This is a genomic window from Roseateles rivi (assembly GCF_043555845.1).
GTDB lineage: Bacteria > Pseudomonadota > Gammaproteobacteria > Burkholderiales > Burkholderiaceae_C > Roseateles > Roseateles rivi.
The window spans coordinates 16,404-37,633 of record NZ_JBIGHZ010000006.1; the positions used below are offsets into that span (position 1 = coordinate 16,404).

Below are 21,230 nucleotides of genomic sequence, written 5' to 3' on the forward strand. Positions count from 1 at the left end.
GCAGCACCGCTGCGCCCGGACACCTGCTGGCGGAGTCACAACATGCCCAAACGTACAGATATTCAGAGCATTCTCATCATCGGCGCAGGCCCCATCATCATTGGTCAGGCCTGCGAATTCGACTACTCCGGCGCCCAGGCCTGCAAGGCTTTGCGCGAGGAGGGCTACCGCGTCATCTTGGTCAACAGCAACCCTGCGACCATCATGACCGACCCGGACACGGCGGACGTGACCTATATCGAGCCCATCACCTGGCAGGTGGTGGAGAAGATCATTGCCAAGGAGCGCCCCAACGCCATCTTGCCCACCATGGGTGGGCAGACGGCGCTCAATTGCGCGCTGGACTTGCACAAGCACGGCGTGCTGGCCAAGTACGGCGTGGAGATGATTGGCGCCAACGAAAAGGCCATCGAAAAGGCCGAAGATCGCCAGAAGTTCAAGGACGCGATGACCAAGATTGGCCTGGAATCGGCCAAGTCCGGCATTGCCCACAGCCTGGAAGAGGCCTGGGCGGTGCAAAAGCGTATCCACGCCGAAATCGGGGGCAGCGGCTTCCCCATGGTCATTCGCCCGAGCTTCACGCTGGGCGGCACAGGCGGCGGCATTGCCTACAACCCCGAAGAGTTTGAAGAGATCTGCAAGCGGGGTCTGGACTTGTCGCCGACCAACGAGCTGCTGATCGAAGAGTCGCTGGTGGGTTGGAAAGAGTACGAGATGGAAGTCGTGCGCGACCGCGCTGACAACTGCATCATCGTGTGCTCCATTGAGAACCTCGACCCCATGGGCATTCACACCGGTGACTCCATCACCGTGGCGCCCGCGCAGACGCTCACCGACAAGGAATACCAGCTGCTGCGCAATGCCTCCATCGCCATCTTGCGCGAAATTGGCGTGGACACCGGCGGCTCCAACGTGCAGTTCTCCATCAACCCGGCCAACGGCCGCATGACGGTGATCGAGATGAACCCGCGTGTGAGCCGCAGCTCGGCGTTGGCCTCCAAGGCCACGGGCTTCCCCATCGCCAAGGTGGCCGCCAAGCTGGCGGTGGGCTACACGCTCGATGAGCTCAAGAACGACATCACCGGCGGTGCTACGCCAGCCTCGTTTGAGCCGTCCATCGACTACGTGGTGACCAAGATCCCGCGTTTTGCCTTCGAAAAATTCCCCATGGCCGATTCGCGTCTGACCACGCAGATGAAGTCGGTGGGCGAGGTGATGGCCATGGGCCGCACCTTCCAGGAATCCTTCCAAAAGGCGCTGCGCGGCTTGGAGACGGGCATTGACGGCCTGACCGAGCGCTCCACCGACCGCGAGGAAATCGAGCAGGAAATCGGCGAGGCCGGGCCTGAGCGCATCTTGTTCCTGGCCGACGCCTTCCGCGTGGGCATGACGCTGCAAGAGGTGTTTGACGAGACGGCTGTGGACCCCTGGTTCCTGGCGCAGATTGAGCAGCTGGTGCGCATTGAGCAATCGCTCATGGGCCGCACGCTGGCCTCGCTGAGCACGGCCGAGCTGCGCTTGCTCAAGCAAAAAGGTTTCTCCGACAAACGCCTGGCCAAGCTGTTGGGGACGAATCAGCACGAGGTGCGTCAGGCGCGCTGGGCCCAGGGCGTGCGCCCGGTCTACAAGCGCGTGGACACCTGCGCGGCTGAGTTCGAGACGCAGACCGCCTACATGTACTCCACCTACGAGGAAGAGTGCGAGGCCGAGCCGACGGACAAGAAAAAAATCATGGTGCTCGGTGGTGGCCCCAACCGCATCGGGCAGGGCATTGAGTTCGACTACTGCTGTGTGCACGCCGCTTTGGCCATGCGCGAGGATGGTTACGAAACCATCATGGTCAACTGCAACCCCGAAACCGTCTCTACCGACTACGACACCAGCGACCGACTCTATTTCGAGCCGGTGACGCTGGAGGACGTGCTGGAGATCGTGGCCAAGGAAAAACCTGTTGGCGTGATCGTGCAGTACGGTGGTCAGACGCCGCTCAAGCTGGCGCTGGATTTGGAGCGCGCTGGCGTGCCCATCATCGGCACGTCGCCGGACTCCATCGACATCGCTGAAGACCGTGAGCGCTTCCAGAAGCTGTTGCACGAGCTGGGCCTCAGGCAGCCGCCCAACCGCACTGCGCGCAGCGAAGACGAGGCCGTGGCTCTGGCGCACGAAATCGGCTATCCGCTGGTGGTGCGTCCCAGCTATGTGCTGGGCGGCCGCGCCATGGAAATCGTGCACGGCGACAAGGACCTCGAGCGCTATATGCGCGAAGCGGTGCGTGTCTCCGACAAGTCTCCCGTGCTGCTGGACCACTTCCTGCAAGACGCTGTGGAAGTCGATGTGGACTGCATCAGCGACGGCCAGGACGTGATGATCGGCGGCATCATGGAGCACGTGGAAGCTGCGGGCATTCACTCCGGTGACTCGGCCTGCTCGCTGCCACCCTACACCCTGTCTGCCGAGCTGCAAGACGAGCTGCGCAAGCAGACGGCGGCCATGGCCAAGGCGCTGAAGGTGGTGGGCCTCATGAACGTGCAGTTTGCCATTCAGGGCGACACCACCAAGGGCTTGGCTGACAACACCATCTACGTACTGGAAGTGAACCCGCGCGCTTCGCGCACCGTGCCCTTTGTGTCCAAAGCCACGGGTCAGCAGCTGGCCAAGATTGCGGCACGCTGCATGGCCGGTGTGCCGCTGTCAGCGCAGAAGGACCGCAACGGCGAGCGTCCGCACGAGGTCGTGCCGCCGTACTTCAGCGTCAAAGAAGCCGTCTTCCCCTTCAACAAGTTCCCCGGCGTGGACCCCATCCTCAGCCCCGAGATGCGCTCTACCGGCGAGGTCATGGGCGCGGGCCGCAGCTTTGGCGAAGCCATGCTCAAGAGCCAGATCGGCGCGGGCTCGCGCTTGCCGCGTCAAGGCAATGTGCTCATCACCGTCAAGAACGGCGACAAGGCACGGGCCGTCAAGCTGGCGCAAGACCTGCATCAGCTGGGCTTTGGTGTCGTGGCCACCAAGGGCACGGCAGCCGCCATTGCTGAGGCTGGCGTGCCGGTGCATTTGGTCAACAAGGTCAAAGACGGGCGCCCCAATATCGTGGACCTGATCAAGGGCAACGATATTCAGCTGGTGCTGACCACGGTGGACGAGACGCGTGCGGCCATCGCCGACAGCCGCTACATCCGCCAAGCCGCGCTGGCCAATCGCATCACCTACTACACCACCATGGCCGGTGCTGAAGCCGCTGTAGAAGGCATGAAGCACAAGGACGGTTTGACCGTGCACTCCCTGCAGGAATTGCACGCCGAACTGCACTAAACTGCGCCACCGCGCGAGGTCCGCTGCCCGGCAGTAGCCCTCGCGCACCCCATTGACCCGCCGCCGCCGTATCTGTTTTGGGTACGGGCTGCGGCGGTCTTGTTTTGTCTCTCAAGGTTTTTGATATGGCCACGATTCCATTGACCAAGCGCGGTGCTGAACTGCTCAAGGAAGAACTGCACCGACTCAAGACGGTTGAGCGCCATGCTGTGATCACCGCCATCGCCGAAGCACGGGCGCAGGGCGACTTGTCGGAAAACGCGGAATACGACGCGGCCAAAGACAAGCAAGGCTTTATTGAGGGGCGGATTCTGGAGCTCGAGGGCAAGCTCTCCGTGGCTCAGGTCATTGACCCTTCAAGCCTGGATGCAGGCGGCCGCGTGGTGTTTGGCACCACGGTGGACTTGGAAGAGGAAGAGTCTGGCAGCGCGGTGACCTACCAAATCGTGGGCGACGATGAGGCGGACATCAAGCTCGGACTGATCTCCATTTCCTCGCCGATTGCGCGTGCGCTCATCGGCAAAGAGGCAGGTGATGTGGCTGTGGTGCAGGCCCCTGGTGGTGTCAAGCGCTACGAGATCGTCGACGTTCGCTACATCTGAGCGAGGTGCTGAGGTGGGCCTGTGGGTGATTCGGCTGCAGCGCTTGCTCAGCGCTGCTTGGCTGGGGTCCATGCTCAGCTTGGCGGCCTTGGTGGCGCCGGCTGCGTTTGCCCTCTTGCCCCGAGCGCAGGCGGGCGACTTGATGCGCCGCTTGTTTGAATACGACGCCCGTTTGAGTCTTGCTGCAGGCGTGCTGCTGCTCTTGCTGCAGCGCAAACGCCAGGTGGCTCAGGATGAGTCATCGGATGAGTCGCGGCGCGCGGCCGTGATCAGCTGGGAATTGGTCTGCCCCCTGCTGGCTTTGCTGTGCACAGTGGCAGGCTTTTATGCCCTACAGCCGCTGATGGAACAGGCCCGAGCCGGGCAGGGCGCCTGGACTTTTGGGCAGCTGCACGCGGTGTCGTCGGTGTTTTATGCGTTCAAGCTGCTGGCCGTGGCCGTGCTGGCGCTGCGTTTGAGTGGGCCGCAGGCGCTGCCCGGCAGCGCCCGCCCATAGCCCAAGGCTGCGTCAGCGATTGCTGGCGCCTTTTTTGATGCTGGTGATGCGCGGTTTTTTGGCGCGCTTGATTTCACCGCCCTGCGTCACGCGCTGATTGCCCAGAACCTGGACTTTCTTGATCTGGGGTCGGTTGTTGCCGCTCTTGGAGAACTTGACGATCTTGACCGTTTTGGGGCCGGGCAGTGTGTCGTCGCGCGAGGTTTTTTCGCGCTCAGGAATGGGGCGCCACAGCACCAGCAGCTTGCCGATGTGCTGAATGGGAGCGGCGTCGAGCTGGTCGGCCAGCGTGTGCAGAATCGCCTCTCGCCCTTCACGATCGTCCGAGAGGACGCGTACTTTGATCAGGCCGTGGGCTTTGAGTGCAACATCGCACTCTTTGCTAACCGCGGCAGTGAGGCCCTCAGCGCCTATCATGACCACAGGGTCGAGATGATGGGCGTCGGCGCGTTTTTCTTTGCGCTGGGCTGGAGTCAGTTGAATTGCAGGCATGTGCCTATTATCCGTGCAATGAAAGTTCAAACCAAAAGCAAAAAGGTCAACAAAGCTTGGCTGAATGACCACGTCACCGATCCTTTTGTGAAGTTGGCACAAAAGGAGGGCTATCGCTCGCGTGCCGCTTACAAGCTCAAAGAGCTGGACGAAGTCTTCCAACTCTTTCGCCCCGGGCAGGTGGTGGTGGACTTGGGGGCGTCACCCGGCGCTTGGAGTCAGTACCTGCGCCGGCGTTTTGCACCCAAGGAAGCTGGGGTGGGTGGCGCCGCGGTAGGCGAGCTCAATGGCACCATCATCGCGCTGGACATGCTGGAGTTCGAGCCCGTCGAGGGCGTGGAGTTCATCCAGGGTGACTTCCGGGAGGCTGAAGTGCTGGCCCAGCTCGAAGCCGCGCTGCAGGCCCGCCCGGTGGACGTGGTGGTGTCGGACATGGCGCCCAACCTATCCGGGATTTCGGCCACCGATGCGGCACGCATCGAGCACCTCATCGAGTTGGCGCTGGATTTTTCGCGCCAGCACCTCAAGCCCCAGGGGGCCTTGGTGGCCAAGGTGTTCCACAGCGCGGGCTACGACCAGCTCGTGGCAGCGTTCAAAGCACAGTTTGTGCGCGTCAAAGTCCATAAGCCCAAGGCCTCTAGGGATAAATCTTCAGAGACCTTTTTGGTGGGTATTGGTCTCAAAAAAGCTTGAGCAACCCTCGATAAGGGCCGATATTGCGGCATGGGAGCCGCGCCACTTCGGCAAACTCTTGGGCAGGGCATGTAAAAGCCAGCCAGGGGCTGACACTTGACTGCAATAGAATCAACCCCATATGCGTGAGAGACCCATGCACAGCATCTGTGCGTGTCTTTCGCTAGGAATCGATAAGGAGTCGCGGTGAACAATCAATGGTTCTCAAAGGTGGCTGTTTGGATGGTGATCGCCCTGGTGCTGTTCACCGTGTTCAAGCAGTTCGATCGTGGGGCCACCCAGCGGGATCAGGTTGCCTATTCCGACTTCTTGGATGACGTTCGTGCCAAGCGCATCAAACAGGTCACCATTCAGGACGGCCCGGGTGGCGGCGTGGACATCGTGGCCATCAACAGCGAAGGCAACAAGGTTCGCACCACGGGTACTTACCTCGACCGTGGCCTGATCAACGACCTGATCAGCAATGGCGTTAAGTTCGACAACAAGCCGCGCGAGGAAACCTCCGTGCTGATGAGCTTGTTGTTGAGCTGGGGTCCCATGCTCTTGCTCATCGGTGTGTGGATCTATTTCATGCGCCAGATGCAAGGCGGCGGCAAGGGCGGTGCCTTCAGCTTTGGCAAGAGCAAGGCTCGCATGCTGGACGAGGCCAATAACGCCACCACCTTCGCCGATGTGGCGGGTTGCGATGAGGCCAAAGAGGAAGTCAAGGAGCTGGTGGACTTCCTCAAAGACCCGCAGAAGTTCCAAAAGCTTGGCGGCCGCATTCCGCGCGGTGTGCTGCTGGTGGGCCCTCCTGGAACGGGTAAGACCCTGCTGGCCAAGGCCATCGCGGGCGAGGCCAAGGTGCCGTTCTTCTCGATTTCCGGTTCTGACTTCGTCGAGATGTTTGTCGGCGTGGGCGCAGCACGCGTGCGTGACATGTTCGAGCAGGCCAAGAAGAGCGCGCCTTGCATCATCTTTGTCGACGAAATCGATGCCGTGGGTCGCCACCGTGGCGCAGGCCTGGGCGGCGGCAATGACGAGCGCGAGCAGACCCTCAACCAGATGCTGGTGGAGATGGACGGCTTCGAGACCAATCTGGGCGTGATTGTCATGGCGGCCACGAACCGGCCTGACATTCTTGATCCGGCGCTGCTGCGTCCTGGCCGCTTTGACCGTCAGGTCTACGTGACGCTGCCCGATGTTCGCGGCCGCGAGCAAATCCTCAACGTGCACATGCGCAAAGTGCCAGTGGGTCAAGATATCCGTGCTGACATCCTGGCGCGCGGCACCCCTGGTTTTTCGGGGGCTGATCTGGCCAACCTGGTCAACGAAGCCGCCCTGTTTGCCGCTCGGCGCAACGGCCGCGTGGTGGAAATGGTGGACTTTGAAAAGGCCAAGGACAAGATCCTGATGGGGCCTGAGCGCAAGTCCATGGTCATGCCCGAGGATGAGCGCAAGAACACCGCCTACCACGAGGCTGGCCATGCCTTGATCGGCAAGCTGCTGCCCAAGTGCGACCCGGTGCACAAGGTCACCATCATCCCGCGCGGGCGTGCGCTGGGTGTGACCATGAGCCTGCCTGAGAAAGACCGCTACAGCTACGACCGCGAGTACATGCTGAACCAAATCAGCATGCTGTTTGGTGGCCGCATCGCCGAAGAAGTGTTCATGCACCAGATGACCACGGGTGCCTCCAACGACTTCGAGCGCGCCACGCAAATCGCCCGCGATATGGTGATGCGCTATGGCATGACCGACGAGTTGGGGCCTATGGTCTACGCTGAGAACGAGGGCGAGGTGTTCCTGGGCCGCACGGTGACCAAGACCACCAATATGTCCGAAGAGACCATGCGCAAGGTCGACCAGCAAATCCGCCGCATCATCGACCAGCAATACGCCATGGCGCGCAAGCTGATCGAGGACAACCAGGACAAGATGCACGCCATGGCCAAGGCCTTGCTGGAGTGGGAAACCATCGACAGCGAGCAGCTGGACGACATCATGGCTGGGCGTGATCCGCGTCCGCCCAAGGACTGGACGCCGCCCAGCGGCACGCCCACCGATGGCAGCGGGCCTGCGGTGAAGTCCGACAGCGCACCGGCCGCGGCCTGATTGTTGGCGCGCCCCACCGCTAGATCACAAGGCCTGTCCCCTGGGACAGGCCTTTTTACTGGGAGCTGCTCTGTGTTGCCGACTTCGCAAGCGCCTGCGCCTATTTGGCGCACCACGCGTTTTTCTCTGACGCTGCAACGGCCTTTGGTGATGGGCATCGTCAACGTCACGCCCGATTCCTTCTCCGACGGCGGTGTCTATGGCGAGGCCCATGCCGCTGCGCAGCATTGCGAGGCGCTGGTTCGCCAAGGGGCGGACATTCTGGATATCGGTGGTGAATCCAGCCGCCCCGGGGCGATCCAGCTCAGCGCGCAAGACGAATGGCAACGCATCGAGCCCGTGCTGCGCGCGGCGCTGGGCTTGGGTGTGCCTGTGTCCGTGGACACCTGCAAGGTGGAGGTGATGCGTCGCGCCTTGGATGTGGGTGTCGATATCGTCAACGACATCCGGGCCTTGTCTGCCCCCGGTGCGATGGAGTTGCTCGCCGCCCATGGCACTGCGGGCGTGTGTCTGATGCATATGCGCGGGGACTCCGCCACGATGCAGGGCCTGACCGATTACACCGATGTGGTGCGCGAAGTGACCCTCTACCTGCAGCAGCGCTGCAATGAGGCGCAGCGCTGCGGCCTGGCTGCGGAGCGTGTGGTGCTGGACCCTGGTTATGGGTTTGCCAAAACGACGCAGCAAAACTTCGAGCTGCTTCGGCGCCAGGCCGAGCTGCTGGCTCTGGGCCGGCCCGTGCTGGCCGGATGGTCGAGGAAGTCCTCGCTGGGTGTGGTGACGGGACGGCCTGTGGAGGAGCGTCTGGCGGCCAGCCTTGCTGCTGCGGTGTTGGCGCTGGAGGGGGGCGCGCGCATCTTGCGCGTCCACGATGTGGCGCCCACAGTGGATGTGGTGAAGGTGTGGCTGGCTTCGCACGAGGTTGGCGCCGTCACGGCGTGATCTGAAGTCAAGTTGGGGGTGCTGCGCATTTGGGACAATGCCAGCCATTGCAATGCTTGGAGGAGCGCACTGTGAGCCGTAAGTACTTTGGCACCGATGGGATTCGTGGCACGGTGGGGCAGGGCCCGATCACGCCTGACTTTGTGCTGCGCTTGGGGCATGCCGTGGGCAAGGTGCTGCGACGCACGCATGACAAACCCAGCGTGCTCATTGGCAAAGACACGCGCATTTCGGGCTATATGTTGGAGTCAGCCCTGGAGGCCGGCTTTGCTTCGGCGGGTGTCAATGTGCTGTTGACCGGTCCACTGCCCACGCCTGGCGTGGCTTACCTCACGCGGGCGCTGCGCCAGCAGCTGGGGGTGGTGATTTCGGCCTCGCACAACGCCTATCCGGACAACGGCATCAAGTTCTTCTCCGCCAAGGGCGAGAAATTGCCTGATGCCTGGGAGTTGGACGTCGAGGCCGAGCTGGAGCAGCCGCCGGCCTGGGTGGAGTCTTCGGGCCTGGGGCGGGCGCGGCGCGTGACGGACGCGCAGGGGCGCTATATCGAGTTTTGTAAAGCCAGTTTCAGCTCTGAGCTGAGCCTGCGCGGGCTCAAGCTGGTGGTGGACGCCGCGCACGGTGCGGCCTACCAAGTCGCGCCAGAGGTCTTCCACGAGCTCGGTGCTGAGGTGATCCCTGTCGGCTGCAAGCCTGATGGCTACAACATCAACAAGGGCGTGGGGGCGACCTCGCCGCAAGCGCTGGTTGATGCGGTGCTGGAGCATGGTGCCGACTTCGGCATTGCCCTGGATGGTGACGCCGACCGCCTGCTGCTGGTCGACGGTCAAGGCCGTCTCTACAACGGCGATGAATTGCTCTACGTGATGGTGGCTGACCGTATCGAGCAGGGCCAGCGCGTGGCCGGTGCCGTGGGCACGCTGATGACCAATCTGGCGGTTGAGCAAGCGCTGCGTCAGCGTGATGTGGAGTTCGTGCGCGCCAAGGTTGGTGACCGCTATGTGCTCGAGGAGCTGGCTGCCCGCGGCTGGCTGCTGGGGGGTGAGAGTTCGGGCCATTTGTTGGCGCTGGACAAGCACTCCACGGGCGATGGCATCGTCAGCAGCCTGCTGGTGTTGCAGGCCGTGCTGCGCAGCGGCAAGTCGCTCTCCGCTTTGCTGCAGGATGTGGTGCTGTTCCCGCAAACCATGCTCAATGTGCGGCTCAAGGCCGGAGTGGACTGGCAAACCCACGCCGGCTTTTTGCGCGTGCAGGATGAAGTCACGGCCGAACTGGGTGGGCGCGGGCGAGTGCTCATCCGCAAGAGCGGTACGGAGCCGGTGCTGCGCATCATGGTTGAAGCGCAGGACGGCCACTTGGCGCAGCGCAGCGCCCAGCGCTTGGTGGACGCGTTGCAAGCTTGAGCGTTTGGGCTCGTTTGGGGCGCGAATTTGACGCCCGCGGTGCTTCGTGACGACGGCGTGACAGCTCGATGACACCCCAATTTACTGGGGTTTTCACTGGGAAATTTGGTGAATGCGGCACTGACTGTCATCATCGCAGCCAATCCGGAAGGGGGCGCGAAAAGCTGGGGGTTCGCTAGCGGTGCGCGGCAGGGGAGGGCGTGACTTGGGTCGTCACGAGCTTGTCACATTGCCTTCATACCATGAGGGCTGTTTGTAACCCTCAACCCCTCCCACAGGAAATTACCCATGACCAAGCACCCTCTGCGCGCCGGCCTGCTGTGGGCCGTTGTTGCCCTCGCTACCTCTGCCGCACACGCTCAGGACGTGACCGGCGCAGGTGCCTCCTTCCCCGCACCGGTCTATGCCAAGTGGGCGGATGCCTACAACAAGGCCAGCGGTGCGCGGATCAATTACCAATCGGTGGGTTCGGGCGCTGGCATTCGCCAGATCAAGGCCAAAACGGTTGACTTTGGTGCCACCGACGCGCCGCTGACCGACGAAGACCTGGCTCGCGACGGCCTGGTGCAGTTCCCCACCGTGATCGGTGGCGTGGTGCCGGTGGTCAACATCAAGGGCATTGCCCCGGGCCAGATCAAAATCAGTGGCCAGGTTCTGGGCGACATCTACCTGGGCAAGATCAAGAAGTGGAACGAACCCGCGCTGACCGCACTCAACCCCGGTGTGCCGCTGCCTGATGCAGCCATCGCCGTGGTGCGCCGCGCTGATGGTTCTGGCACCAGCTTCCTGTTCACCAACTACCTCTCCAAGGTGAATGCCGAGTGGAAGAGCTCTGTGGGCGAAGGTACGGCCGTGAATTGGCCCACGGGCGCCGGTGGTAAGGGCAATGAGGGTGTGTCCGCCTTCGTGGCCCGCCTGCCCAACTCGATTGGCTATGTCGAGTACGCCTACGCCAAGCAAAACCGCATGTCCCACGTGCTGCTGCGCAACCAAGCAGGTCAGTTCCTGGCACCCAGCGACGACGCCTTCAAGGCCGCCGCTGCCAACGCCAAGTGGAACGAGAGCTTCTACCAAGTGTTGACCGAGCAGCCCGGCAAGGACTCTTGGCCCATCACTGGTGCCACCTTCATCCTGATGCACAAAGTGCAAGAGAAGCCTGCCAGTGCCGCCACTGCGCTCAAGTTCTTCGACTGGGCCTACAACAGCGGCGACAAGATGGCTGACGAGCTGGACTATGTGGCACTGCCTGCCTCGCTCAAAGACCTGATTCGCAAGCAGTGGGCTGCGCAAATCAAAGACGCTGCGGGCAAGTCCATCAGCCTGAAGTGAGTTTGCTGAGGTTCTGAGCATGTGCGCCCGGAGGCTTTACAAGCATCCGGGCGTGTGCGCGTGTCACGGACAACCGTGCATCTTTTGAATCGTATTTCTTTGCGGAGTAAACCGTGGCCGCCATTCTTCCTGCTGAGCCATTGAAGGCTCAACCCACCACCCAACGCCGGGGCGATCCGCCCGCGCGCAAGCCCGTCAGCCCCTGGGCCGATCGCCTGTTTGCCTTGCTGGCGCACGGTGCGGCGTGGCTCACTTTGGCGCTGTTGGTGGGCATTATTCTTTCCTTGATCGTGGGTGCGGCCCCCGCCATCAAGCAGTTCGGTCTGGCGTTTTTGTGGACCAGCGAGTGGGACCCCGTGCAGGAACGCTTTGGCGGTCTGGTGATGATTTACGGCACGTTGATGTCGTCTTTCATCGCGCTGCTGATTGCTGTGCCAGTGAGCTTTGGCATTGCGCTGTTCCTGACCGAACTCTCGCCCAAGTGGCTCAAGCGGCCGCTGGGTACTGCGGTTGAGCTGCTCGCTGCGGTGCCGTCCATTGTTTACGGCATGTGGGGCTTGCTGGTGTTTGGCCCCTTGCTGGCTGAGTACGTGCAGCAGCCGCTGCAGAACTGGACCCATGACATCCCGGTGCTGGGGGCTTTGTTTTCCGGGCCGCCCGTGGGCATCGGCATTTTGTCGGCCGGCATCATCCTGGCCATCATGATCATTCCCTTCATCGCCTCGGTGATGCGCGATGTGTTTGAAGTCACCCCGCCGCTGCTCAAAGAGTCGGCCTACGGGCTGGGTGCCACCACCTGGGAGGTGGTGTGGCGTGTGGTGCTGCCCTACACCAAGACCGGTGTGGTGGGCGGCGTGATGCTGGGCCTGGGCCGCGCCTTGGGCGAGACCATGGCAGTGACCTTTGTGATCGGCAATATGAACCAGCTCAGCTCGTTGTCGCTGTTCGATGCGGCCAACAGCATCACCTCGGCCCTGGCCAACGAGTTCGCGGAGGCCAACGAAGGGCTGCATCAGGCCTCGCTGATTTATCTGGGTCTGGTCTTGTTCTTCATCACCTTCGTGGTGCTGGCTTTCTCCAAGCTGCTGTTGAACCGACTGAAGAAAAATGAAGGAGCCCGCGCATGAGCGCCGCACCGAGCACCGCAGCCGCCAAGCTGCGCAAACACAAGGGCCGCAAGCGCGTCAACGCCATTGCGCTGACGCTGTCGCTGGCCGCCATGGCCTTTGGTGTGTTTTGGCTGATTTGGATCTTGTTTGAGACCGTGCGTCTGGGGCTTGATGGCTTGTCCATCGCCACCTTCACGGAAATGACGCCGCCTCCCATGGCCGAAACGGGTGGTCTGGCCAACGCCATTTTTGGCTCTCTGGCCATGGTCGGTTTGGCCACGCTGATTGGCACGCCGGTGGGGGTGCTCGCAGGCATCTACCTGGCGGAATACGGCCAGAAGACTTGGCTGGGTGCGGCGGTGCGTTTCATCAACGACATCTTGCTGTCCGCGCCATCCATCGTGGTGGGCCTGTTCATCTACACCGTGGTGGTGTCGCGCTTCAAGACCTTCTCAGGCATTGCCGGCATTCTGGCCCTGGCGCTGATCGTCATTCCCGTGGTGATTCGCACCACCGAGAACATGCTCAGCCTGATCCCCAATGCCTTGCGTGAGGCGGCCTATGCACTGGGTACGCCCAAGTGGAAGGTCATCAGCGCCATCACCCTCAAGTCGGCGCGTGCTGGTGTGATCACCGGTGTGCTGCTGGCGCTGGCGCGGGTGTCGGGCGAGACGGCACCTCTGCTGTTCACGGCACTGTCCAACCAATTCTGGACGGCGGACCTGAGCCAACCTATGGCCAGCTTGCCCGTCACCATCTTCAAGTTTGCGATGAGCCCCTACGAGAACTGGCAGAAGCTGGCGTGGGCGGGGGTGTTCATCATCACTATCGGCGTGCTGATGCTCAACATCCTGGCGCGCGTCATGTTCAAGAACAAGCACTGACCCTTGAGAGACTCTATGGACGCCCAAGTCAACACGACGGTTACCGAAAAGGCCAAGCTCTCGGTACGCAATCTGAACTTCTACTACGGCAACTTCCATGCCCTGAAGAACATCAATCTGGACATTCCCGAGGGCAAGGTCACGGCCTTCATCGGACCGTCGGGCTGCGGCAAGAGCACCTTGCTGCGCACGCTCAACCGCATGTTTGAGCTCTACCCCGAGCAGCGTGCCGAGGGCCAGATCCTGCTCGACGGGCAGGACATCCTCTCCAGCGGCGAAGACGTCTCGCTGGTGCGCGCCAAGGTCGGCATGGTGTTTCAAAAGCCCACGCCCTTCCCGATGTCCATCTACGACAACATCGCCTTCGGTGTGCGCTTGTTTGAAAACCTCTCGCGCATCGATATGGACGAGCGCGTGGAGTGGGCGCTGAAAAAGGCCGCGCTGTGGACCGAGGTCAAGGACAAGCTCAACCAAAGCGGCTCGGGCCTCTCGGGTGGCCAGCAGCAGCGCTTGTGCATTGCGCGTGGCATTGCCATCAAGCCGGAGGTGTTGTTGCTGGACGAGCCCTGTTCGGCGCTGGACCCTATCTCTACGGGCAAGATCGAAGAGCTGATCCACGAGCTCAAGAGCGAGTACACCGTGGCCATCGTCACGCACAACATGCAACAAGCTGCGCGTTGTTCCGACTACACGGCTTACATGTATTTGGGTGACCTCATCGAGTTCGGCGCCACCGCCGAGCTCTTCATGAAGCCCAAGTGCAAGGACACTGAGGACTACATCACTGGCCGCTTTGGCTGATGGTGGCCATGCCGCGCCGCACAGCGATGATGCGGCAGCGGCCAGGCTAGGGTGGATGTCGAAATATTCAATAAGACGGCGACCAAGTCTGTGAACCAGGCTGGCGCCTACAGGAGCATGGCATGAGCGATAAACATCTCTCGACGCAGTTCGATGCGGAACTCAGCGGCATTTCCGCACGTGTGCTGGAGATGGGTGGCGTGGTGGAATCCCAGGTCTCCCAAGCACTGGAGGCGCTGGGCGCTTTCAGCGCTGAGCAAGCCAGCGGCGTGCTGGAGGTGGAAGAGCGCGTCAACCAGATGGAAGTCGAGATCGACCGCGACCTCTCTACCATCATTGCCCGGCGCCAGCCCACGGCGCGCGATTTGCGCTTGCTGATCGCGGTCTCCAAGACCATCGCCAATCTGGAGCGTGTGGGCGACGAGGCCGCACGCATCGCGCGCACGGTGCAGCGCCTGGTCAACGCCGGTGTTTCGAGCCGCCTGCGCCTGCCCATGGGTGATTTGGCCTACGAGGCCGAGCTCGCCATCGCCCAGCTGCGCAAGGCACTGGACGCGTTTGCCCGGCTGGATGTGGAAAAAGCGCTGGAAGTGCTGCGCCGCGACGACGAGATCGACAAGGAGTTCGACGGTCTGCTGCGCAAGCTCATTACCTACATGATGGAAGATCCGCGCACCATCTCCTCCAGCATCGATTTGGTGTTCGTCGCCAAGGCCATTGAGCGCGTGGGCGACCACGCCAAGAACCTGGCCGAAGTCACCATCTATGTGGTCAAGGGTACGGACGTGCGTCACAACACGCCCGATGCAGTCGAAAGTATGGTTCGCTGAGGCGGGAGGATTCAGGCATGAGTCGAGTGTTGGTGGTTGAAGACGAGGCAGCAATCGCGGAGTTGATTGCTCTGAACCTGCGCCATGCGGGCTACGAAGTGGTGCGCGCGGTCAACGCCGAGCAGGCTCAGGCCGCCGTCGATCAAATGCTGCCGGATCTGGTGCTGCTGGACTGGATGCTGCCCGGACAAAGCGGCGTGGCCCTGGCGCGCCAGTGGCGCAACCAGACCCGCACACGCGAGCTGCCGCTGATCATGCTGACGGCCCGAGCCGAAGAGGCCGACAAGATCGCCGGTCTAGACGCCGGTGCCGACGACTACCTCACCAAGCCCTTTTCCGCCAACGAGCTGCTGGCGCGCATCCGTGCCGTGCTGCGGCGCAAGGCCCCGGAGGCGCTGGACACTGCGGTGGAAGTCGGCGGCCTGGTGCTCGACCCCGGCACCCGCCGTGTCAGCCGCGAGGGCGTGGAGCTCAAGCTCGGGCCCACCGAGTTCCGCCTGCTGCACTTCTTCATGACCCACCCCGAGCGTGTGCACAGCCGTGCTCAGCTACTGGACCGCGTGTGGGGCGACCATGTGTTCATCGAAGAACGCACGGTGGATGTGCACGTGAAGCGCCTGCGTGAGGCTCTGGGCAAAGTGGCCTGCCAGCGCATGATCGAGACTGTGCGTGGCGCAGGCTACCGCTTGACGCAAAGTGCGGACTCGCTGCAAGCCTGAGGCAGCGCAACTTCGGCAGGAAAAGGTGGACGGCCTGTGTGGTACTTGTCGCGCTTGTTGATGGTTGTGCTTGCCACTGCGGCCGGAGCCCTGTTGGGGCACTGGCTGATGGGGCCTCATGGCATGGCCTTGGGGGCCTGCGGTGGGGCGGCGCTCGCCGCTTTGTGGGGCTTGGCCCTGGATGGGCTGCGGGCCAAACGCTTGGCTGACTGGGTGCGCGGCGAGTTGCACCAAGCCGCCCCGCATGCGCAAGGGCTGTGGGGCGAGTTGGGCTATCGCATGGAACGCGCTCTGCGCGAGCGCGAGCAGCAAGCGCGGTATGAACGCGAGCAGTTGCAGCAGTTTTTGAGCGCCATCGAGGCCTCACCCAATGGCGTGTTGATGCTCGATGCACACGATCACATCCTTTGGTGCAACCACACGGCGGCCGAGCACTTCTCGCTCAACGCCTCGCATGACTTGATGCAACGTGTGACCAACCTGGTGCGCGACCCCGCTTTTGTGGCCTATCTGCATGCCGAGCAGTTCCATCAGGCGTTGGTGCTGCACCATGTGCGTGGCAAGGCCACTTTGCAGGTGATCGTGCGGGTCTACGGCGATCAATTCCGTCTGGTGCTGACACAGGACATCACCGAGCGCGAGCGTCACGACGCCATGCGGCGCGATTTCGTCGCCAACGTCTCGCACGAAATTCGCACGCCGCTGACGGTGCTGTCGGGCTTTATCGAAACCCTCGACAAGTTGCCGCTTACCGATGTGGAGCGCCGCCGCGTGCTCCAGCTCATGGGTGAGCAGGCCACGCGCATGCAGAGCTTGGTGGGTGATTTGCTCACACTGGCCCAGCTCGAAGGCGGGCCCAAGCCGCCGCCCGATCAATGGCTGCATCTGGAAGCGGTGCTGCAGCGCGCGCTCTCGGATGCACAGGCGCTCAGCGCTGGCCGACATCACATCAGCCGGGGTGAACCCTGTGAGCTGGCGGTGGCTGGCGTGAAGGGCGAGTTGCTCAGCGCGCTGGCCAATTTGCTCAGCAATGCTGTGCGCTACACCCCCGAAGGCGGTTCCATTCAGGTGCAATGGGCCCGGTTGGCCGATGGCAGCTGTGAGATCTCGGTGTCTGACAACGGCCCGGGCATTGCGCGTGAGCATCTGCCGCGGCTGGCCGAGCGCTTCTACCGTGTGGATGGCAGCCGCTCGCGTGACACCGGCGGCACAGGCTTGGGGCTGTCCATCGTCAAGCACGTGGCCCAGCGCCACGGCGGCACTTTGCGCATTGAAAGCGAAGTGGGGCAGGGCTCGCGCTTTGTGGTGCTCTTGCCTGCTTCGCGCGTGCGTCAAATGACTGAGGCGCCGCTGCAAGGCGCCAGAGCGGAACCCGCCTCAACCATCAGCCATTAAGGCGAAGTCAGCGTGCCCCATTGCTGGCCAGCGCCGGCAGCGCGGGCACGCGCCGCTGCAGCACCCAGTAGCCAGCGCCGGCGCGGTCACGCGGTCGCTTGAGCATGCCTACACGCATCCAGCCCGAAGGCGTCGGGGTGGCTGCATCAGCGGCGCTCACAACGGCATGGTCGCAGCGCGTGAAGTCCAGCGGCGTGCGCCCGTCCACCGGCCAATGGCCACGGAATTGCACCGCAGCCATCAAGGGCAAGGGCTGTTGGGGCATGGCCACGCAGGCTTGGGCAGGCACGAGCGGGCGCAGCTGCGCCACCAGGGATTCATTGCTGCGCACGTGGTTGAGCAGGTGCAGTCCCAGCGACATGGCCAGCAACCAGCACAGCGTCACGCCAGAGGCGGGCAGCACCAGGCTCTTCCACAGCGCGTGGCGATGGCGCGCCGTGCGCCAGCGCACCAGCCACATCCAGGCCAGGGTGCCCAAGATGGCAGCGGCCAGCGCCAGCGCTTGAAATCGGGGCTCATAGCCCGGCACCAAACGCAGCACATTGGCCAGCAGCTTGGGCGGCCAGCCTGTGTGCAAAGCCAGGTAGTAGAGCCAGACAAACAGCGCCATGCAGCTGAAGAAGAAGACCGAGAACCAGTCGATGGCGGCGCTCACGCTGCGCTGCAGCGTGGGCAGGGCAAACGCGGCCAACACGGCCAGGGCTGGCAAGGCCAGCATCAGGGCACGGTCGTTGGCGTCCATGAACAGGGCCGCAATCAAGGGCACCAGCGCTGCCAGCAAGGGCACGCTGATGTGGCGGCGCTGCCAGTGCGAGCGCCAGCGCCACACCGTCCACAGCGCCAGCAGCCACGCGGGCCAGGCAAACCAGGCCAGCAGGCTCAGCCAATCTGGCAGAGACTGGGCGTTCATCTGCACGCGCCAAGCCCAACCGCCCAACGCCCAGGCGCACAGCGCTGAAGCCAGCACGCTGGCCACCAGCCAAGGCAGCAGATTGCGGGCCCGAGCGTATTGGGATTGCTGGTGCAGCACACCACTGCCCAAACCCAGCAGCAGAGCCAGCGCTGGCGCACCACTGCAGGCCAGCACTGGCAAGGCCAGCAGCACGGCCACGCGCGCTTTCACGGCCCGGTAAGGCGCGGCAGCCAGGCCGTAGACGAACATGGCCATGCCCAGCAGCTGCAGCATTTCAGGCGTGGTCTCGTGCCCCAGCTGTAGCAAGCCCAGGCTGGCCAGCAGGGCCAAGATGGCGCCGTCAGCAATGGCGCGGGCGTAGTCCACGGTGTCGGCCTGTCCACCAAAGGCAAAGCGCACGGGCTGTGCAGCCTCGGTGCGCGCGAGGTGAAAGCAGCCGTACCACACCAGCACCAGCACCCCGGCCAAGGCCAGCCCGAAGGGAATGCGCGCAGCCACAGCGGGGTCCAGCCAAGGCAGGGCTTTGATGAAGACGGCCCCCAGCCAATAGGGCAGCAGCCCTCCCTCCGCGACGATGCCGCCAATGGCCGGTGCATGCCAGGGCGCAAGGCCCTGTGCAATGCTGGCCATAAAGCCGTAGGCCACAAGGTCCGCATTGCGCCAGGGGTCGCGCCCGAACAAGCCGGGCAACACATAGGCGGCGCACAACAGCAGCAGGGCCCAGCGCGGAATGGCACGGGCGTCGCGTTCAGCCACAAGGGCGGGAGAGGGCAGGGTCATGTCCAACACAGGGTTTGAGCCCTGCATGATGCCGCAAGGCCAAGCCCCTTTGCACAAAGCGCTTGGGGAATGAAAAAGGCAGCCACCGGGGCTGCCTTTGCGAATGTGATGCCGGGGTCTGTAAACCCCGTGCAGCCATTACTTCTTGAGGCCGAGGCGCGCAAACTTGTTGCGGAACTTCTCGACGCGACCACCCAGGTTGTCCACGCTTTTTTGCGTGCCGGTGTAGAAGGGGTGCGACTCGCTGGAGGTTTCCAGCTTGATCAGGGGCAACTCGCGGCCGTCTTCCAGTTTGACCGTCTCTTTGGAGTTGACGGTGGAACGGGTCACGAACTGGAAACCATTGGACAGGTCCAGGAACACGACGTCGCGGTAGTTGGGGTGGATGCCTTCTTTCATGGGAAACCTCTCGCTGCGGTGCCGCCAGCCACGCCCTGCACCATGCAAGGACGCACTTGTCGACAGCGGAAAACCTGTGATTGTAGCAGAGTTGACACCCAATCCGCCAAGGGGTGCCAACGCCATGCGCGCGTCAACCGCCGCGACGCATCATGTCGAAGAAGTCGTGGTTGTTCTTGCTCGACTTCATCTTGTCGAGGATGAACTCCATCGCCTCGATCTCGTCCATGTTGTAGAGCAGCTTGCGCAGGATCCAGCTCTTTTGCAGGATCTCGGGCTTGAGCAGCAGCTCTTCACGGCGTGTGCCGGACTTGTTGATCTGGATCGAGGGGTAGACACGCTTTTCGGCCATGCGGCGATCCAGGTGGATTTCGCAATTGCCCGTGCCCTTGAACTCTTCGTAGATCACCTCGTCCATGCGGCTGCCGGTGTCGATCAGCGCCGTACCAATGATGGTCAGCGAGCCGCCTTCTTCCACATTGCGCGCCGCGCCAAAGAAGCGCTTGGGGCGTTGCAGGGCGTTGGCGTCCACGCCGCCGGTCAGCACCTTGCCGGAGCTGGGCAGCACGTTGTTGTAGGCGCGGGCCAGACGGGTGATGGAGTCCAGCAGGATCACCACGTCTTTTTTCAGCTCCACCAGGCGCTTGGCGCGCTCGATCACCATCTCGGCCACTTGCACATGGCGTGCGGCGGGCTCATCGAAGGTGGAGGAGATGACTTCACCGCGCACGGTGCGCAGCATTTCGGTCACTTCTTCAGGGCGCTCGTCGACCAGCAGCACGATCAGGTGCGCGTCGGGGTGGTTGGCCGTGATGGCGTGCGCCAGCTGCTGCATCATCATCGTCTTGCCGGTCTTGGGCTGCGCCACGATGAGTGCGCGCTGGCCTTTGCCGATGGGGGCGATGAGGTCGATGATGCGACCGGTGATGTTGTCGTCGGACTTGATGTCGCGTTCCAGACGGAACTGTTCCTTGGGGAACAGCGGCGTCAGGTTCTCGAACATGATCTTGTGCTTGCTGTCCTCGGGCGGCAGGTTGTTGACGCGATCAACCTTGACCAGCGCGAAGTAGCGTTCGCCGTCCTTGGGCACGCGCACTTCGCCTTCGATCATGTCGCCGGTGTGCAGGTTGAAGCGGCGGATCTGGCTGGGCGAGAGGTAGATGTCGTCGGTGGACGCCATATAGCTCGTCTCGGGCGAGCGCAGAAACCCGAAGCCGTCGGGCAGCACTTCCAGCACGCCATCACCAAAGACTTGTTCGCCGGCCTTGGCCCGCTTTTTCATGATGGCGAACATCAGCTCCTGCTTGCGCAGGCGCGTGACGTTATCAATCTCCAATTCCTCGCCCATCTTGATCAGGGCGGATACGTGGAGTGCTTTCAGTTCAGAAAGATGCATGGGGAATACCCAGGTTGTCGTCCAGAACCTGCCAAGGTCCGGGACACCTACAGCGGCTGACCCAAGATGCAAGACCGCCGCAAGCGGCTTGCGAACGGGCTTAGATAGATATTCGGGAGCTTGGGAGCCGAGTCCACGCGCGTGCAGTCGAAGAAGACAAACCGCTTGGCGTGGTGGCGATGCTGACAGGGTCTCTTCACAAAAGACCCTGTCAATCGAACGCGATTATAGGTGCGCGTCTACGAAGGCGGTCAACTGGGACTTGTTCAGTGCCCCGACCTTGGTGGCGGCGAGCTGGCCGTCCTTGAACAGCATCAGTGTGGGAATGCCACGGATGCCGAACTTGGCGGGAACTTCGCGGTTCTCGTCCACGTTCATCTTGGCGATCTGCAGGCGGGCGCCGTATTCCTTGGCCAGGTCGTCCAGTACGGGTGCAATCATCTTGCAGGGGCCGCACCACTCAGCCCAGTAGTCCACCAAGACGGGGGTGCTGGATTGCAAGACGTCGGCGTCAAAAGACGCATCGGAGATGTGTTTGATCAGTTCGCTGCTCATGGGAGAGTCCTTGGAGGGGCTGTAGACAGCCTGGCCCGTGACATGGGTCGCAGTTCTGCAGGAGAAGCACAACAGGGCACAATGAATTC

The 21,230-nt window shown here is 62.5% G+C and carries 19 protein-coding genes; 14 read left to right on the forward strand and 5 right to left on the reverse strand.

Annotated features, from left to right (window positions below):
* Positions 1-42: 42 nt before the first annotated feature.
* From carB to ACG0Z6_RS15215, 3 genes are all read left to right on the forward strand, one after another.
* A complete protein-coding gene (carB, locus tag ACG0Z6_RS15205) occupies positions 43-3,309 on the forward strand; it encodes a carbamoyl-phosphate synthase large subunit (protein ID WP_394462924.1) in 3,267 nt (1,088 codons plus the stop codon).
* A gap of 125 nt (positions 3,310-3,434) precedes the next feature.
* Positions 3,435-3,911 (forward strand): transcription elongation factor GreA, encoded by a 477-nt coding sequence (greA, locus tag ACG0Z6_RS15210; RefSeq protein ID WP_394462927.1) that lies wholly within the window; start codon positions 3,435-3,437, stop codon positions 3,909-3,911.
* Between the two features lie 13 nt (positions 3,912-3,924).
* Entirely contained in the window at positions 3,925-4,407 is a 483-nt protein-coding gene (locus tag ACG0Z6_RS15215; protein ID WP_394462929.1) for a DUF4149 domain-containing protein, read from the forward strand.
* Between the two features lie 12 nt (positions 4,408-4,419).
* On the opposite strand, the gene ACG0Z6_RS15220 is transcribed toward ACG0Z6_RS15215, so the two are convergent.
* The gene (locus ACG0Z6_RS15220; protein WP_394462931.1) at positions 4,420-4,899 is read right to left on the reverse strand and encodes a YhbY family RNA-binding protein; all 480 of its coding nucleotides are present in this window, start codon (positions 4,897-4,899) and stop codon (positions 4,420-4,422) included.
* Positions 4,900-4,917: 18 nt separating this feature from the next.
* Between ACG0Z6_RS15220 and ACG0Z6_RS15225 the strand changes: the two genes are divergently transcribed.
* The 11 genes from ACG0Z6_RS15225 (at position 4,918) to phoR (ending at position 17,098) form a co-directional block, all read left to right on the forward strand.
* Positions 4,918-5,592 (forward strand): RlmE family RNA methyltransferase, encoded by a 675-nt coding sequence (locus tag ACG0Z6_RS15225; RefSeq protein ID WP_394462933.1) that lies wholly within the window; start codon positions 4,918-4,920, stop codon positions 5,590-5,592.
* Positions 5,593-5,778: 186 nt separating this feature from the next.
* Positions 5,779-7,686 carry an ATP-dependent zinc metalloprotease FtsH gene (gene ftsH / locus ACG0Z6_RS15230; protein WP_394462935.1) on the forward strand — a complete coding sequence of 636 codons (1,908 nt, stop codon included), beginning with the start codon at positions 5,779-5,781 and terminating at the stop codon, positions 7,684-7,686.
* Positions 7,687-7,836: 150 nt separating this feature from the next.
* Positions 7,837-8,628, forward strand: coding sequence for a dihydropteroate synthase (folP, locus tag ACG0Z6_RS15235; protein WP_394463388.1), 792 nt, complete (start codon positions 7,837-7,839; stop codon positions 8,626-8,628).
* Positions 8,629-8,699: 71 nt separating this feature from the next.
* Positions 8,700-10,031 (forward strand): phosphoglucosamine mutase, encoded by a 1,332-nt coding sequence (gene glmM, locus ACG0Z6_RS15240; RefSeq protein ID WP_394462937.1) that lies wholly within the window; start codon positions 8,700-8,702, stop codon positions 10,029-10,031.
* Positions 10,032-10,319: 288 nt separating this feature from the next.
* Entirely contained in the window at positions 10,320-11,360 is a 1,041-nt protein-coding gene (gene pstS, locus ACG0Z6_RS15245) for a phosphate ABC transporter substrate-binding protein PstS (RefSeq protein WP_394462939.1), read from the forward strand.
* 113 nt (positions 11,361-11,473) lie between these two features.
* Positions 11,474-12,487: a phosphate ABC transporter permease PstC gene (gene pstC, locus ACG0Z6_RS15250; protein WP_394462941.1), complete on the forward strand. Its 1,014-nt coding sequence runs from the start codon at positions 11,474-11,476 to the stop codon at positions 12,485-12,487.
* A complete protein-coding gene (pstA, locus tag ACG0Z6_RS15255) occupies positions 12,484-13,353 on the forward strand; it encodes a phosphate ABC transporter permease PstA (protein WP_394462943.1) in 870 nt (289 codons plus the stop codon). Before pstC ends, pstA begins: the two co-directional genes overlap by 4 nt.
* A 15-nt stretch (positions 13,354-13,368) precedes the next feature.
* Entirely contained in the window at positions 13,369-14,154 is a 786-nt protein-coding gene (pstB, locus tag ACG0Z6_RS15260; RefSeq protein ID WP_394462945.1) for a phosphate ABC transporter ATP-binding protein PstB, read from the forward strand.
* A 122-nt stretch (positions 14,155-14,276) separates the two neighbouring features.
* Positions 14,277-14,984 (forward strand): phosphate signaling complex protein PhoU, encoded by a 708-nt coding sequence (gene phoU / locus ACG0Z6_RS15265; RefSeq protein WP_394462947.1) that lies wholly within the window; start codon positions 14,277-14,279, stop codon positions 14,982-14,984.
* Between the two features lie 17 nt (positions 14,985-15,001).
* Positions 15,002-15,703 (forward strand): phosphate regulon transcriptional regulator PhoB, encoded by a 702-nt coding sequence (gene phoB, locus ACG0Z6_RS15270; protein ID WP_394462949.1) that lies wholly within the window; start codon positions 15,002-15,004, stop codon positions 15,701-15,703.
* Between the two features lie 60 nt (positions 15,704-15,763).
* Entirely contained in the window at positions 15,764-17,098 is a 1,335-nt protein-coding gene (gene phoR / locus ACG0Z6_RS15275) for a phosphate regulon sensor histidine kinase PhoR (protein WP_394462951.1), read from the forward strand.
* Positions 17,099-17,105: 7 nt separating this feature from the next.
* Here the strand turns inward: phoR and ACG0Z6_RS15280 are convergent, their stop codons facing one another.
* The 4 genes from ACG0Z6_RS15280 to trxA all read right to left on the reverse strand — a co-directional run bounded on the left by ACG0Z6_RS15280 (position 17,106) and on the right by trxA (position 21,141).
* Complete coding sequence (locus tag ACG0Z6_RS15280; RefSeq protein ID WP_394462953.1) at positions 17,106-18,791, reverse strand: hypothetical protein; 1,686 nt, start codon at positions 18,789-18,791, stop codon at positions 17,106-17,108.
* 138 nt (positions 18,792-18,929) lie between these two features.
* Positions 18,930-19,190 (reverse strand): type B 50S ribosomal protein L31, encoded by a 261-nt coding sequence (locus ACG0Z6_RS15285; protein WP_394462955.1) that lies wholly within the window; start codon positions 19,188-19,190, stop codon positions 18,930-18,932.
* Positions 19,191-19,323: 133 nt separating this feature from the next.
* Positions 19,324-20,586 carry a transcription termination factor Rho gene (gene rho / locus ACG0Z6_RS15290; RefSeq protein WP_394462957.1) on the reverse strand — a complete coding sequence of 421 codons (1,263 nt, stop codon included), beginning with the start codon at positions 20,584-20,586 and terminating at the stop codon, positions 19,324-19,326.
* Between the two features lie 225 nt (positions 20,587-20,811).
* Positions 20,812-21,141 (reverse strand): thioredoxin TrxA, encoded by a 330-nt coding sequence (trxA, locus tag ACG0Z6_RS15295; protein ID WP_394462959.1) that lies wholly within the window; start codon positions 21,139-21,141, stop codon positions 20,812-20,814.
* Between the last annotated feature and the right edge of the window lie 89 nt (positions 21,142-21,230).

Coding starts and splice junctions, on each gene's coding strand:
- carB (WP_394462924.1), top strand. CDS start 43: ATGCCCAAACGTACAGATATTCAGAGCATTCTCATCATCGGCGCAGGC.
- greA (WP_394462927.1), top strand. CDS start 3,435: ATGGCCACGATTCCATTGACCAAGCGCGGTGCTGAACTGCTCAAGGAA.
- ACG0Z6_RS15220 (WP_394462931.1), bottom strand. CDS start 4,899: ATGCCTGCAATTCAACTGACTCCAGCCCAGCGCAAAGAAAAACGCGCC.
- ACG0Z6_RS15225 (WP_394462933.1), top strand. CDS start 4,918: ATGAAAGTTCAAACCAAAAGCAAAAAGGTCAACAAAGCTTGGCTGAAT.
- folP (WP_394463388.1), top strand. CDS start 7,837: ATGGGCATCGTCAACGTCACGCCCGATTCCTTCTCCGACGGCGGTGTC.
- pstS (WP_394462939.1), top strand. CDS start 10,320: ATGACCAAGCACCCTCTGCGCGCCGGCCTGCTGTGGGCCGTTGTTGCC.
- pstA (WP_394462943.1), top strand. CDS start 12,484: ATGAGCGCCGCACCGAGCACCGCAGCCGCCAAGCTGCGCAAACACAAG.
- pstB (WP_394462945.1), top strand. CDS start 13,369: ATGGACGCCCAAGTCAACACGACGGTTACCGAAAAGGCCAAGCTCTCG.
- phoU (WP_394462947.1), top strand. CDS start 14,277: ATGAGCGATAAACATCTCTCGACGCAGTTCGATGCGGAACTCAGCGGC.
- phoB (WP_394462949.1), top strand. CDS start 15,002: ATGAGTCGAGTGTTGGTGGTTGAAGACGAGGCAGCAATCGCGGAGTTG.
- phoR (WP_394462951.1), top strand. CDS start 15,764: ATGGTTGTGCTTGCCACTGCGGCCGGAGCCCTGTTGGGGCACTGGCTG.
- ACG0Z6_RS15280 (WP_394462953.1), bottom strand. CDS start 18,791: ATGACCCTGCCCTCTCCCGCCCTTGTGGCTGAACGCGACGCCCGTGCC.
- ACG0Z6_RS15285 (WP_394462955.1), bottom strand. CDS start 19,190: ATGAAAGAAGGCATCCACCCCAACTACCGCGACGTCGTGTTCCTGGAC.
- rho (WP_394462957.1), bottom strand. CDS start 20,586: ATGCATCTTTCTGAACTGAAAGCACTCCACGTATCCGCCCTGATCAAG.
- trxA (WP_394462959.1), bottom strand. CDS start 21,141: ATGAGCAGCGAACTGATCAAACACATCTCCGATGCGTCTTTTGACGCC.